This window comes from Candidatus Manganitrophaceae bacterium (assembly GCA_016200325.1).
Classification (GTDB): Bacteria; Nitrospirota; Nitrospiria; order SBBL01; family Manganitrophaceae; genus Manganitrophus.
Genome location: JACQEZ010000007.1, coordinates 218,435 through 232,872, shown reverse-complemented (window position 1 = coordinate 232,872; position 14,438 = coordinate 218,435). Strand labels below are relative to the sequence as shown.

The window sequence follows — 14,438 nt, the reverse complement described above, 5'->3', positions numbered from 1 at the left end:
CTTTCCGGATCCGCTTTATTTAAACTTAAAACTCAACCTGAAGACGGGCCTGCGCGACCTGATCAAACAGAATCCGCTGTTCCTTGCCGCTCTCCAGCAGGACCACCGCCTGATCCTCCTTAAAGTCGGTCAGCCGACCGCTGAACACTTTTTGATTTTCGATTGGATCACGCGTTTTTATTTTGACTTTTTTCCCGATCGATCGGAGAAAATCTTCCCGCCGCTTCAGCGGTCGATCCAAGCCGGGCGAGGAGACCTCAAATGTGTAGTGATTGGGGATGGGGTCTTCGACATCCAACGCTTGTCCGAGATAACGGCTGACCTTTTCGCAGTCTTCCAGGGTGACCCCCGCCTGCTTGTCAATGAAGACGCGCAGGATGCCGCTTCGTGGAGAGCCGGCATATTCGATGTCAACCAATTCCAGGCCGAGCGATCGAAGCATCGGCTCGGCGATCTGCTTGACCTTATCGATCAGAACCATTCGATCCATCGATGCCTTAAAACAAAAAAGTGGGCGGAGGAGCTGCCCACTTTGACAAGTAGACCAAATTCAAGAGTGTTTATAGCATACGCGTTGTAAAAATGCAAGGGCAATCCTCACTTTCCCGTAATCTGCTCCTGAAACGCGCGGTATAAAATCTTCGTCTTTTCCCCGGGTCGGCCGGTGCCGATCACCTTCCCGTCGAGACGGACCGCCGGCAAGACTTCGACGGTGGTCCCGGTGAGAAAAAGCTCGTCGGCGGCATACAACTGCGAGAGTTTCAGCTCTTTCTCGACCATTTCCAGGCCGCTTTTCTTACCGATCTGGAGGACCGCCTCGCGGGTGATGCCGGAGAGGATATAGGGTCCCGCGGGGGGTGTGATTACCTTCTTTCCAATCACCGCAAAGAGGTTGCTTCCAGCCCCTTCGGTCACCTTTCCCTCGCGGATGAAAATCGCCTCGAACGCGCCGGCGCGGCTCGCCTGCTCTCGGCCCATCACGTTCGGCAAGAGGTTAAGCGACTTGACGTTGCACCGGGTCCATCGGATGTCGGCCGTCGAGACCAGCGCCACCCCCTCCTCCCGAAGCCGCATCGGAAGGGGCTCAAATTCACGAAAGGTCATCACGACGGTCGGTTTGATCTTTTTGGGAAAGGAATGAAGGCGGGGCGCCGCCCCCCGCGTCACCTGAATGTAGATCTTGGTGTCGGCATACCCGCTTTTGCGACAGCCGGTCCGGATAATCCGCTCCAGCTGCGCCGCCGTATAAGGGAGGGTAATTTCGATCTCTTTGGCGCTCGCGGCCATCCGGGAGAGGTGCTCCCCGATATGGAAGATCCGGCGATCATAGGTCCGAATCAGCTCATAGATGCCGTCTCCAAACTGAAACCCGCGGTCTTCCACGGAAACCTTCGCGGCGGCAAGCGGAGACCATTTCCCATTCACAAAAGCGATATTCGGCATCCGGACGTTACCCTTTCTTTTGCATCAAGACATGATGGAAGACATAGAGCGGCTGCCGCTCCTCTTCGATTTGAAGGATGTTAAAAGCGCCGCCGAAGATCGACCTGAAATCGCCCTTCCGAAAAAATCGATCGTAGTGGCCGTGATGGACCATCCAATTCCGTTTTCTTTTCTCATCGGCATGATGTTTAAAATCGGTTGAAAAGCAGGAGAGAAGAAAATAGCCGCCCGGCTTTAACACCGGAAGGACATTCGCCAGGTAGCGCTGCGTATCCCGCCGGCGGACATGATGCAGGCAGCCGTAATCGAGCAGGACGTCGAAGGCGCCGGGTCGAAACGGAAGATGGAAGACATCTCCCAGCATGAATCGGAGGTTCGGGTTGGCGGCGCCGTTCCCGGAGAACCGGCGGGCCCGCTCCAGCGCCAGCGGCTGATAGTCGAGGCCGACGGCGCGGTATCCCGCTTTTGCAAAGAGGGCGGTGTGCCGCCCCTCGCCGCAGCCGATGTCGAGGATGCGGCCGGAGGGCCGCTCTTTTTTGAATCGCTCGACAAACCGGACGACCGGCGCAGAGGCCCCTTCGACCGGCCAGCCATGCTCGCCGGTCCGATAGGCCTTCTCAAAATATTTTTTCTGGGAGGCGTAGATGCTCACGACAGGCCTTTGATCTGTTTTGAGGCGTGTTTAACCTATCACATTTGATTGAGGCAATCAAGCAAAGAGGCGGTGGTGGGGGTCCCCGGCGGGTGTATGTCATTGCGAACGCGGCGACCGGCGCGCGGGTTAAGAGGCCGCCGCTGCAACGAAAAAACCGTTAAGGATAAAAAATTTCGATCAGCGAGGTCGGCGCCCCGGCCGCATCCCCCCCGCCGATGAGGAGCACTCCGTCCTTTCCAACGGCCCCACTGTGCCATGGGACGGCGAAGTGACCGAATCGGGCGAGCCCCATCGTCGAGGAAACCGGGATAAACAGGTTCTGGTCGGGGTCATAGATCTCCGCTGAGTTTAAGCCGAGTCCCGATTGATCAAACCCGCCTGTGATCAGCACTTTGCCGTTCGTCATGAGGGTCGCTGTATGCTCCGCACGCGGCACATTCATTCCGGCCTGAAGCAATGTGAAGGCATTACTGCCGAGGTTCCACATCTCGGCGCTGTTGACGATCCGTCCATTGAGATCGATCCCGCCGGTAACGAGCACCCTTCCACCCGGAAGACAGACCACGGCATGGCGGACCCGGCCAACCGACATCGCACCGGCCGCAAGAAATCCGCCGTTGGAGCCGCCGGAATAAATCTCGGCGGTCTTTAACGGTTTATTGATATCGTCATATCCCCCCACCACCAAAAAGCGATCATCCTGCGAATTAGCATCACAGCCCAAGGAGACCGTCCGGTGAAGCTTCCGCGGCGCCGCAAGCGGGGGCCCCACTGAAAAAGAGAGCTGGTCCGGATCGAACAGCTCCGTCGTCGACAGGGTGGCCACGGCGCTTCCGATATCGGTCTCGCCCCCCACCAAGAGCACCTTCCGGTTAATGAGACGACTGGCGGTGTGGTAGCGCCGAGGGGTCTTCATGAGACCTGTCTGAACCACCGAGTCGGTGACCGCCGGATCGAAAACCAGCGCACGGTCAACGAGCTTCAGGTTCTTATCGGTCCCGCCTGCGATCACGACCACCTCTTTGCCGCCGCTCAATGTCGTCGCAGTCGCCGTATGATTGAAAACGCCCGTCTGGCGATCATAGAAATAGGTGGCTTTAACAGACGGGCTACCGCTGGGAGCGGTCGTGAAAACCAAATTGATTTCACCGGTCGTATAGTTGATGGTCGATCCCGACCCAATCCCGGTTCCAGTTAAATTGCCGAGCCCATCATCGGTTGCAGTCAGGGCGCTGGATCCCGTTCCGACCACGATGACGATCCTGCTGCCGGGCTCACTGACCACCGGCTTGAAGGCGGTGGTCTTCTGGAAGGGGCTCGCGCTTACCGTGCCCAACGACTCATCGGTGATCTTGATGATATTGAGCGGCGCCGCCGGTTGCAATTGATCATCCGTTCCGATGAACTCCGTGTTCGTGACCGGAAGGACGGCATCATCGACCCCCCCCGCCACCCAAAGCGTTTTGTCGCCGAGCGGGACGACGGTGTGAAAGCGCCTCGGATTTTGAAGCCGGCCGAACGGCTGAAAGCCGGTATTCCCGACGAGAAAAAGGTTGTTGACCCGGAACGAGAAGTCGGTAAATATTTGGGCGCCGGCCGCTTCATCAAAATGCCAAAGGCCATGGACCGCAAAGCGGGCGCCGGTCACAAAGGGCGAGTCGGGGACCAGAATTTCCATCGGTGGACTGAAAGCCGCCTCGGAATAACGGACATCCTGGGTCACCCGCACCTCATCGGCCATTCCTACCAAAAAGGCCCTCCCGCTCCCGCTTCCAATCGTAAAGCGGTTCTGATTGTTGTTGAACAATCCACTAAAGGAAGAGGCCGCAACGATCGAGCCGTCGATGGCGAGATAGGCGCGCCGAGGGCTGCTCTTCCCCGACACCACGGCGGCGACATGGTGCCATTGGCCGATGCTCAACGGGGCAGATCCGACCGTGAAAACAGGCTGATTCCCCCGGGGGGTCAGTCGAAAGGAGAGTTGGGATGCGGAGGAGAGGGTGATCTCGAAGAAACTTTGTTTACCTATGACCAGCGCCTCCTGCGCGGGCGCCTGGCCGACGAAGAACCACCCTTCCGCCGTCATCTCATTGAGGGGTGTGGCCGGGTCTAACTGCGTCGCCGGAGCAACCGGAAGCGGATCTCCGATGTCGAGGTTGACCGCGGAGAGGGCGAAGTGCGACCCGTCCAACATCAGCTTATTCCCGCTGTCGGGGAAAGGGCCCGGCGGCCCGGCGATCACCATCACCTCATCCGGATCGCTCGTCAATCCGGTATCGGTCACCGGCGCGCCGGTCGGGAGGGTCGGGTCGGGATCTTCGATGGCCTGAAGCTGAATTTTATAGACCCCATCGGTATCGGCGACAAAGGTCGTCACCACGGAAGCGGGCGTGTCGAGCTTGGCGGCGCTCCCCTTCGGCGTTGAAACGAGCTGCCATTGATAGTGAACGGTCTTTCCGTTCGGATCGCTGCTCGCGCTTCCATCCAAGGTCACCGTGGCGCCGCTGGCGACCGCCTGGTCGGGTCCGGCATTGGCGGTCGGCAATTGATTCCCTTTAAAAAGAGAGTCTTTGTTCGGCTCACCGTTGACACAGCCGCCGAGGTAGATCCCTCCCACCATCAAGATAAGCAAAAGATGGGAAGATCCTTTATTCAAAAACCGGATCATGGCTGGCTCCTCCTAATCGTAAACCGCGATTCGGCGCGCGCATCCGAAACACGTTGCTGCGAAAGCTGACCAAAAGTGAATTCTTGAAGCGAGAGCCCCCCCGCCCGGATGGCGTGAACCCGCCAGACGACCGTCTGCCCATCGGGAAACGGCTTCAGCTCGGTCAAGCCGGTCGCCGGAAAATTCGGAAGGGTGATCTCGGTCTGATTTCCGGGAACCCATGCCTCCCAGAGGAATTGCCCGTCTGAGGTGTCAAGGAGCACCCGATAGAGATCGACCGGCGGCCCCTCCGGGGCGGTCCAAACCAAATGGGGCTGCGTGAGGTCGTCGGCGACAACCGCTTCATTCGGCGCAGGCGATGTCAGCCTCGGCGGATCGGGAAAGACAAGATCTTGATGGGACGGGATGTCGAGAAGTCCCTGCGTAAATAGACTGCTCGCCTCCCCCTTCGCGTTCTGAGCGGTCGCCACAAGGAAATAAGAGAGCGCCCCCTCCGGCCGCAATGAGAGGGCATGGAAGGTCGGACCGCCCTTTCCGGAAAAGGTGGTCGCATCGGCGCCGATAAAGGTCTCTCCCCGACTGCTGACGCTGCCGACCAAGATCCCATTCAGATCTTGCGGCGTAAAGGTCGACGGAAGGGTGACCGATCCATCGGTCGGCACCAGCGGCGGCTCGGCAAGAAAGGAGATGTCGAAACTCAGGGTCCCTCCGGTGCCGAGGGGACCGAGGCCGCCGGCGAAGGTCACATTGTTCAGCGTCCCATCCGGCGAGACGCGAAAGGCCGACAGCCCCAACGCCCGCTTGGAAGCGGGAACCGGAATCTGATAATCTCCACCGCCGGTGTGGTTCTCCATTTGAATAATGTATTCTCCGGACGAAGAGAGGACGCAGCCCGAGGCGACCGGAGAGCAGCTCGACTTTCCCCCTTGCAATGCAAGCAACGGCGCTGCAATCGGTTTGAGATCGGCGCCAAGCGTCTGACCGAGGGTAAGGGTTCCTGTTTTCTGGACGAGTTCGACGAGGCGAACGGTATTCGCATAAACGGGAAAGGTTTTTCGGCCGATCGTGTTTCCGACCGCGTCTGTCGCGATGACCGTATAGACCCCCTGCGTCAACCCATAAACCAGGAATCCTCCCGACGCACTGGTTTTATCGAGAGCGGGCTGCGAGGGATCGATCGCCCCCTGGCTGTTGAAATAGGCGCGGGTCGTTATCTCATTTCCGGAATCGTCGATGACGGTAATCTTCGCGTCGGCGACCGGGACCATGACCGGATCGCCGTTGGGATCGACACTCCCGGTCGGGGTGACAATCCGGCCGAGGATCTCCGCCGTGTCGGTTGCCAGCCCGCTCGTATCGTCGCTCTTGATCGTCCGGACCATGTTTACCAAATCGGCCAGCGGAACCGCGGCCAGAGGATAGTTGAACTTGGCGCGGTCATTCAACTGCACCTCTTGATAAGTCGGCCTGAAATTCCGGCCCGACAAAATCACGGCGATGTATTTACTGTTCGGAAGAAGATGCCCATTGCTTCTATAATTGCCGGCGATCTGGGCGCCGCTGTCGGAGACGATACTTTGATCGATCGGATCTCCGGAAAAATTAACGACGGCTGACTCGACGCCGCCGTTTTGGGACGAAAGCGGCCCCTTTCTCTCCTCTTCCCGAAAGTCGAGGCGATAGTTCACCACCCGTCCCGAAAGATCGATGGTCCGCCCGGTCAACGGGAGGACCGGGAGAGAAAAGACCGTTGTTCCCAACGGCCGGAGGTGAAGGTACCGGGCTCCCACACCCACCCCCAGGCTCTCCGCCGAAACCAGAATGTCATTGTTCGGGTCGAGCCGTAAAAAGACGAACCGGCCATCGGTGGTCGTCTGGTCGAGCGCCGGATCGAGCTGCCCGAGATCATTAAAATAATAGGCCCGTCCGGCATCGTTTCCTGGGAAATAGCGGGCGTTCACCCGGACCCCGGCCTGCGGCTGCTTTGATCCATTGATCGCCTTTCCAACCAGCGCCACCGTGCCGAATCCCTGTTTCCCGCCGGCCGGATCGGCGGCCGCCCAATCATCCACCTCTCGGTTGTAGATGAACAGGAGATCGGTGGCCGACTCGTCATTCATCACCTGATAGGTCGACGAGAGCAATGGGCCCTGGCGTCGAAAATTCCCGAGCTCATCCACCTCCACCACATGGGCCGTCTCCTCCTTGGCGACCTCAAAGACCTTTCCCTGCATCGTTCCATTTGTCACCGTTAGATCGCGCGTAATCATCGGAATAGAGATCTGACTCGCGTCGACCTGATAGAGCGAGGCGATCTGATAAAAAAGAGGTTTGGCGGGGTCGTTCGGATCGGCGTCGCATCCGGCACAGGCATAGACATGAATGTCCTGCGGACCGAAAACATTGGTAAAGAGGGCAATCCCTTGGCCGTCGGTCGTCACCGTCTGCTTTCCGGTGGCCCCTAACGATACGACCGCGCCGGGGAAGGGGAAACGGGTGGTGTCGTCAAACACCTGCACCTCGAGCCGTCCCGTAATCGCTCCCCCCGACGTCCCCCCCCAGTTCGTCGCAAGGAGCGGGTGATCATTGTGCTGTTCCCCCCGGCTGCAGGAGAAGACTAAAAAAAGGAGAAGACCGATCGAATACCGGCGCTTTTTATTCATGAGACCGAACCTACCCATTACATCCCTTCCTTTGATCCTAAAAAAGAAGCCGAACGCCAAACGTGCCGAGCCACTTCGTATAATTGCTCAATGATCCTGTTTTATCGCTGGTCAACACCTGCGCGAGCTCCGGCGGGGTCCCCCCCAGGTTCGATTGGTTTGCCTGCCAGACCCCCCGAAGGTAGAGCTGAATTCCCCGCTCCAACCCGACGGTGATCCCCGCGCTGACCACATGACCTTGATTCACCCGCCGCTTGTGAAAATCAGAGTCCGGATTTAAATAGCGTTGCATTGAATAGCCATACGACAGGTTTAGATTAATCCCTTGGATCAACGGGCGGTCGAATAAAACGGAGGGGGAGAACCCGACATAGGCGTAATCGTCCCCGATCGAATGGGTGTTGAAATTGGAATACACCGCGCCGGAGAGGGTCAGGCGCCCCTCCAATACGCGGTCGATCGCGAGGCCGGCGGAAAGCGAGGGCTGGATGCCGTCATAAATATTATTCACAACCGAATCGGAATATCGAAGCCGAAGGGAACCGGTAAAAGTGGTCGCCAGGCCAGCCGGCGAAAAAGTATCCAGGGTGAGCTCTTGCGACCGATCGGACAGCGACCCTTCGAAAAATCCGACGTGGAGATTATAACCGAGAGAGAGGCCGCTCTGATAGCCCCTCCAATCGACAAATGCACCGAGCTGCCCGCTGAAAATAGACACCTGGCTGTGATGGAAGATAGTGATGGAGGGGGTCAGGCGAAGGCCGCTTCGCCACCCTGTCCCCGTCAAAAAGAAGTGCTGGTACTGGGTAATCACCTCCGATTTGAGATCACTGAACGGCTTTCGGGACAACGTGATGTTGCTGTCGAACGTCACCTGATAGGCGACCGAGATCGTCCCGAACAGGAGATTCACCCGCTCTCGGACCTCGTCTAAAAGGGCCCCCTCGTCACCCCCCTCCTCTAAAATCCCTTGATAGAGATCAAGGGCCTCGTAGGGCCGGCCGAGCTCATCATAAAGGCCGGCGAGGCGAAGCCGGATCGACTTGTCCTTGGGATCGAGCTCCATCGCTTTTTTAAACACGTCTACTGCCGCGTAGGGATCTTTCATCTTCAAATAGGCCATCCCTAAATTGAAATAGCCGACCTTGTTTTCCGGATCGAGCCGGACCGCCTCGGCAAACTCCGAGCGCGCCTCGGCAAATCGGTTCTGTTTTCCGAACAGGACCCCCTTTAGAACATGCAAGCGGACCTGCGCCCGTGTCGTCAGAGACCCCTGCCCCAGCGCGATCAGCCGCTCATAGGTCTCGATCGCCTCCTGCTCGCGGCCGCTCTTCTCGAGGATGTCGGCCAGCGGCAGATAGGCGTCCCCTTCGGAGGGATTGAGGGCGATCACCTGATCAAACGCCTTCTCCGCCTCGGAGAGCTCGTTGCGCCGAAGATAGAGGAGCGCCAAATTGAAATAGTTCGCCGGATTATTCGGCTGCAGCTCCGCGGCCTTTTTGAAGGCGTCCCGCGCTTCATCGAGCTTCTCCGCTTGGACGGCGATCTTTCCCCGGACAGTCTGAGCGCTGACCGCCGCGTTGATGCCGTCTTGATTGTCCGACTGGATCGCTTGCGCGCCGTCATAGGCTTTCAGGGCCTCGTCCAATTTCCCCTGGCGCTCATAGATAATGCCAAGGTTCAACAGCGCCCCTTGGTGCCTCGGATCGACCTGAAGCGTTCGGACCAAGGCAGCCTCCGCATTCGGAAGATCGCCCATCCCGAGATAGATACGCCCGATGTTGTAATAGATCGGCGCCGGCTTCTCGGTCACACTGAGCGCCTGCTGAAAGGAGAGAAGCGCCTCCTGGATCTTTCCCTGCTTGGCAAGGATAATCCCTCGGAAGAGCGGGATCTTGTCCTGGATGCTTCTTGCGCCGAGGGTATTCGGGTTGATTTGGACCGCGGCGACAAAGGCGTGGAGCGCATCTTCGATTCGTTGTTGCTGCTCGTAAATGCTCCCGAGCTGAAGATAGGCATCTTGATGTTGTGGATTGAGCTCCACCACTTTGCGAAACGCCTCTTCGGCTTTTGCCTGATCGTTCTTCCTGAGATAAACCCGCCCGATATTATAATGCGCGGACGGATCAGTCGGATCGACATCCGACGCCGCCTTAAAGAGGCGAAGGGCGCCGTCGAAATCGCCCGACCTCGCCAGCAAAATCCCCTGGATCAGATTCTTTTTTAAGAGGCTGACCTGGACCGCCTCTCCCGTCGGATCACTTTGGATGATCCCCTCATAAATATCCAACGCTTCACGGAGCCGCTGCATCTCCTCATAGAGTCCGGCCAGCTGAAGCAAGGCGGCGGTATGGCGCGGATTCAAACGAAGCGCCTGCTTAAGCGCCTCTTCCGATTTCTGAACCTGGCCGAGTCCCATGTAGCTCACGCCGAGTCGAAAGGGGATCTCTCCCTCATCGGGATATTGCCTCGCCAACTCTTCGAAGAGGCGGACCGCCTCCTCCCAGCGCTTCGATTTCATCAGACGGGCGCCGTCTTCCATCCGCCCCTTCAAGCGCGGGTCGGAACGTCCCTCCCTCCGCTCCGTCGGCGTCTCTTGCCCACACACACCGGAAGCGGTGATGAAAAAAAGGAGAATGATGGATAAACAGATTGCTCGCATCATAACAACAGTTCTCAGAAAAAAATCCGAAGGCCGATGGCCGCCTGCCACCCGGTCAGCTCCATTACAAGCGGACGCCGGGTATTCCCTTCGACAAAGCTCACCTGGTCCCCATTCTTAGGAAACGGAGAGTTCGCGCCGACCGCACCGCTGATGGCATCCTGCTCGAGAAAGGTATGCCGATACGATTTATAAAAAAGGGGCATTGCCCTTCCGAGCCGGTAATTCGCCGAAAAATTCAGCGCCAGCCAACGGGTCAGATAATAATCCCCGCCGGCCCCGCCGGTGACGAGATACCCCCCCCGGCTCGTCGCGCGGGAGAGAACGTTTCTCAAAAATTGTTGCCCGTTCGCCTGGAAGATATAACTGAAATCCTCCGAGTAGGTCACATTGACCTGGTCAAAGAATCCAAGCTCGAGATAAAACCGATACCGATTCTTCTCCTCCACCAGGTGATACCGGCCCTTCAGCGCATACTCGTTGAACGAGACCCGAGTAATCCGCTTTGCCGTAAAGGGGGTGATTCCGAAATCCTGAAACAGGATCTCACCCGATTCAATGGCGGTCGACTCTCCCTCAAAAAAAGCGGTCAACGCGACCAGGGAAAAGCGGGGTCGGACCCGCCACTCCACCTCCACCCCAAACATCGGTCCGCCGCTGATCGAGGGGCTCCCGCCGACGCGGGGGGGGAACGGGGAGGTTTCATTCAGCTTCTGATTGTTTAAGGTCTTGAGCAACGCGGCGTCATAGCCCGAGAAGAGCTCAATATTCCAATCGGAAGCCGACGCCGGTTGCGCCAACCCGATTAAAAGAAGAATCAGAATGAAAACCGGCACCGCAGCTCCTTCCAGCCAATCAAAAGCTATACTTCAGTTCGACAAATATCCGATCATGGCCGACAAACGTGCTGACGAATTTAAAGAGCCGGTCGCTGGCCGGCGCGGCGATGTCGGGAAGGAAACTCTCTTTATGCCCGTAAAAGAGATCGGCCCCGGCCGAAATCTGCAATCGTTCGGTAATTAAATAGTTGATCTTCGGCTTCAGCAGCACCTCGCCGTTGTTGATCAGATAAAGAATAAAAAATTGCCCCTTGAGCGACGCATTCAACGACTTCTGCCCGAAGAGGCTGATAAAGGTGTCGTAGTTGTCTTGGAACATCACCGGGTCCCAGCCGAAGACGATCCACTGCGAGAGGGCCAGCGAGAGATCAAATCCTTTGAGGGTGGTGTCGGCCTCCATCCCCCACCGGACGTGGTTGCGCTTTATCGCGCCGCCGTAATCGAGGTGGTTGTCGCCGTCACGGTCGGCCAAACGGGTGCCGAAATACTTTCCGGTGATGAACGATCCCTCTCCTTTTAGGATCAGGCTCCCCAGGTTGAAGACCGCCGCCGCTCCATAGATATGCATCCGTTTAAATGCCGGATGATACACCGGCCCGCAATCGGGATCGGTGTTCGTCTGGTCGATCTGAAGCTGGGTCGGAAGACATTTGGCGGGCGGAGCAAAGAATCGAAACCCGGTATACTCTCGGAAGGGGGTCGGAAAGGGATCCCAGACATTCAGATAACTGATCGCAAGGTCGACTCCCCCGAACGTTCTGGAGAGCCTCCCCCCAAACTCCGAATCGCCGAACGTCTTGGGGGGCTCTTCCTCTCCGGGAAGCCGCTGGAAGAGCTCCCACTCGGAGCCTTTCGGGGCGGGCTGATGCGGTCTAAAAAAAGGAATCCAGAGCGCTTCCAATTGATACGGTCCAGCATAGTAGTCTCCCTTCACGGTCCAGAGGGGGATTCGGAAATCGATCAGATCGGGAAGGATGAACTCCCTGAAGTTGAGCGGATTGATCTCGTCGAGGATTCGAAAGCCGAGCAGCTGCTCCCAGACGACCAGCTGTTTCCCCACCCGGAGGTCGAGCTTTGAGAGAGAATAGTCGAAGTAGAGTTCGCGCATCTGACCCCAGAGCCGTTGGTCCTCACGGGCCCGCTGGGAAAGAAACGGGAGAGGAAGATTCGGATCGTTGGGGAAATTAATCGTGTCGTAAGAGGCAAACAGATAAGCGGCGTCATACCATCCCCACGCAGAAACGTAGAAATGGAGATTGGTTTTTAGTTCGGCGGACGCTTCTAAAAAGAGGATATTCCGGATCTTGGTGAAGGCAACCGGATCTTGGAATCGGAGAGCCGTCTCATTTTTGAGATACCCTCCTAGATGAAGGCTTCCGAAAGTCCCGTTTTCTTCGGCGAGGGCAGGAAGACTAAAATAAAAAATAAAAATGAGAAGGAGCAGGATGAAGAGCTTAGGTTGCAATTGAATTCATCCTCTTCCCATCGGATCAAGGGAATATTTCATGATCGTCTGTTGGATCAGCCTTTCTATTTACATTGCCGGTGTAAGTCCATTGCAAGACCTTAAGGGGGCTTGGTGGATTTATAGGCAGGGAAGAATCTTCTAGTTAATTTTTCCTCCAGTAAAAACCGAGCCTTGTCAAAAAAGAATATCATAAATTATACGGATAGCAACCATTTTCTACCCGGGATAAGAAGCAGAATACTAGGTAGGTTTTCACCCCCATCTGTGTTCTCCGTCGTCAATGCCGGTCGATACGTAGGACTTAAAGCGAACAGACTTCGAGAGGGTTATCTTTCGCGATTCATCCTTATAAGAAGAAGGAGATGGAGGTTTTCTTATAGAAAGCATGCAGAGAGGGAATAAAAAAGAAGGGCAAGGAGTGAGACGCGAGACACAAGACAAAGGAGGAGGGAGACGGTGCGCTGCCTCCCTCCTCTCTCTATCGCCTTATAAAGAGAAGCTTAGAAGTTCTGATTAACGGTGACCACCGCCGGAGTGCCGGTATCAAACAGAATGCTTGACGAGAAGCCGGGTGTCGCCGGATCGCTGACCGCCTGATCGACGTGGGTGTTGAAATCGCCGGCCGCCGCCGTCGTGGTGTTCGGCGTGATGGTCACGGTATTTCGGGTCAACCCATTTACCGTATCGGTAATGCTCTGGGTAATATTGATCTCGGTGCCGACCATGTTCTCTTGACCGGCAGCGGTCCCTTTATTGATGATATTGAGGTTGTCCATCCGGGTGGTAACGTTCACCGTGCCGCCGGTCGCATTCAAGATCTGCTTGAAGGTCAGCTGATCGGTCGAGATGGTATTGGTCGCCCCTTGAACAACACCCCCGGGGGTGAAGGTCTCCTGCGAAAAAACCGACCCGGTCGATGCATCCGGTTTGCTCCGAACGATCATATGGTTCAACTGCTTCCCATTGATGATGACCGCTTCCTGGAAGAAGAAGCTGTCGCCACTCGACTCAATCATCTGATTGGTGCCACCGGCGAGTCCGCAGGTCGCTGCCGTCGTACAGGTTGGACTTGAGAAGTTGACCGTCGTCGTCTGCGCCATGGCAAACCCTGCAGAGAGCAGGACCCCGGCTAGAGCAAGATAGGTCTTTTTATAGATTGATTTCATTTATGTCATGCCTCCCTAAATTAAATTAGACCTTGTTCACCCTTTAATTAAATTAATATTATGGACCCTGCACGATGGTGGGCAATCCACCTGTCGTAAAGTCGAGGTCCTGGGTGAAGATGACCGCATTCGATGCATCCGTAATCTTTACCTGCTGATCGATCGAGGTACAGAAAACCGCGGTCGTTCCGCACGAAGGATCGGTTGCATGCTGCTGCCCGTTTGGTCCGGTCTTGTTCGGCAGGATATCGACGTTGCTGAAAGAAAGCCCCCCAACCTGGCCGTTCACCGGTGTGGCCCCTGCCAGTTGCTGATGGATATGAATATCTTGATTCGGGTCAAGAGAAGCCGTTGTAGCAAAGCCCGCGTCGGTCACCGACTGCCTGAAAGCAATCTGTGAATTGCCGGGCGCCGCGACGATGGGAGCCGGCGTGTTATTCTGGGTCGTCGGCGATCTCTGAGGACCCATCAATACGAATGATTCTTGAACAAATGCTTTCCCGGTGCTGGAACCTTCCAACATGGTGTGGATGGTCGGCACTGGGGTCGCCGGTCCGGAGCCATCCGGATCAACATTCACGAACTCTTGTTGAAAGAAGTTCCCACTGCCCATGGAGCCCTGGACAGTGACTAACTGTCCCCCAGTCAACTGGGTTCCGCTTCCGCCGATTCCGGTGTGAACATATGGGAAAGGAGACGGATTATCGGTAAACGTTGGGGTCCCCACCTGGGCCAACGCAATCCCGCCCGTGATGGAGACAATCCCGAGCGCCGATAGCAAAATGGACCATTTCTTCGCTCTGCCAGTTCTTGTCATTAATGTTCCCCCCTGTTTCTTAAGTTCCTAAAGATCGATCCGTTAACCAGATATTTT

At 56.7% G+C, this 14,438-nt stretch carries 10 protein-coding genes; all 10 read right to left on the bottom strand.

Translation table 11 applies throughout. The features are described from left to right. Positions 1-25 precede the first annotated feature (25 nt). The gene (locus tag HY282_05375; protein ID MBI3803176.1) at positions 26-472 is read right to left on the bottom strand and encodes a ribosome maturation factor RimP; all 447 of its coding nucleotides are present in this window, start codon (positions 470-472) and stop codon (positions 26-28) included. Positions 473-597: 125 nt separating this feature from the next. After that, complete coding sequence (dat, locus tag HY282_05370) at positions 598-1,443, bottom strand: D-amino-acid transaminase (GenBank protein MBI3803175.1); 846 nt, start codon at positions 1,441-1,443, stop codon at positions 598-600. Positions 1,444-1,450: 7 nt separating this feature from the next. Next, entirely contained in the window at positions 1,451-2,095 is a 645-nt protein-coding gene (locus tag HY282_05365; GenBank protein MBI3803174.1) for a methyltransferase domain-containing protein, read from the bottom strand. Positions 2,096-2,255: 160 nt separating this feature from the next. Then, positions 2,256-4,766 carry a hypothetical protein gene (locus HY282_05360; protein ID MBI3803173.1) on the bottom strand — a complete coding sequence of 837 codons (2,511 nt, stop codon included), beginning with the start codon at positions 4,764-4,766 and terminating at the stop codon, positions 2,256-2,258. Beyond that, the gene (locus HY282_05355; GenBank protein MBI3803172.1) at positions 4,763-7,447 is read right to left on the bottom strand and encodes a hypothetical protein; all 2,685 of its coding nucleotides are present in this window, start codon (positions 7,445-7,447) and stop codon (positions 4,763-4,765) included. Before HY282_05355 ends, HY282_05360 begins: the two co-directional genes overlap by 4 nt. 19 nt (positions 7,448-7,466) lie before the next feature. Further along, positions 7,467-10,094: a tetratricopeptide repeat protein gene (locus HY282_05350; protein MBI3803171.1), complete on the bottom strand. Its 2,628-nt coding sequence runs from the start codon at positions 10,092-10,094 to the stop codon at positions 7,467-7,469. Positions 10,095-10,105: 11 nt separating this feature from the next. Next, positions 10,106-10,927: a hypothetical protein gene (locus tag HY282_05345; GenBank protein MBI3803170.1), complete on the bottom strand. Its 822-nt coding sequence runs from the start codon at positions 10,925-10,927 to the stop codon at positions 10,106-10,108. A 19-nt stretch (positions 10,928-10,946) separates the two neighbouring features. After that, entirely contained in the window at positions 10,947-12,395 is a 1,449-nt protein-coding gene (locus HY282_05340) for a hypothetical protein (GenBank protein MBI3803169.1), read from the bottom strand. Positions 12,396-12,898: 503 nt separating this feature from the next. Beyond that, positions 12,899-13,564 (bottom strand): hypothetical protein, encoded by a 666-nt coding sequence (locus HY282_05335; protein ID MBI3803168.1) that lies wholly within the window; start codon positions 13,562-13,564, stop codon positions 12,899-12,901. 58 nt (positions 13,565-13,622) lie between these two features. Next, positions 13,623-14,381, bottom strand: a complete 759-nt coding sequence (locus tag HY282_05330; protein MBI3803167.1) for a hypothetical protein — start codon at positions 14,379-14,381, stop codon at positions 13,623-13,625. Positions 14,382-14,438: the final 57 nt, after the last annotated feature.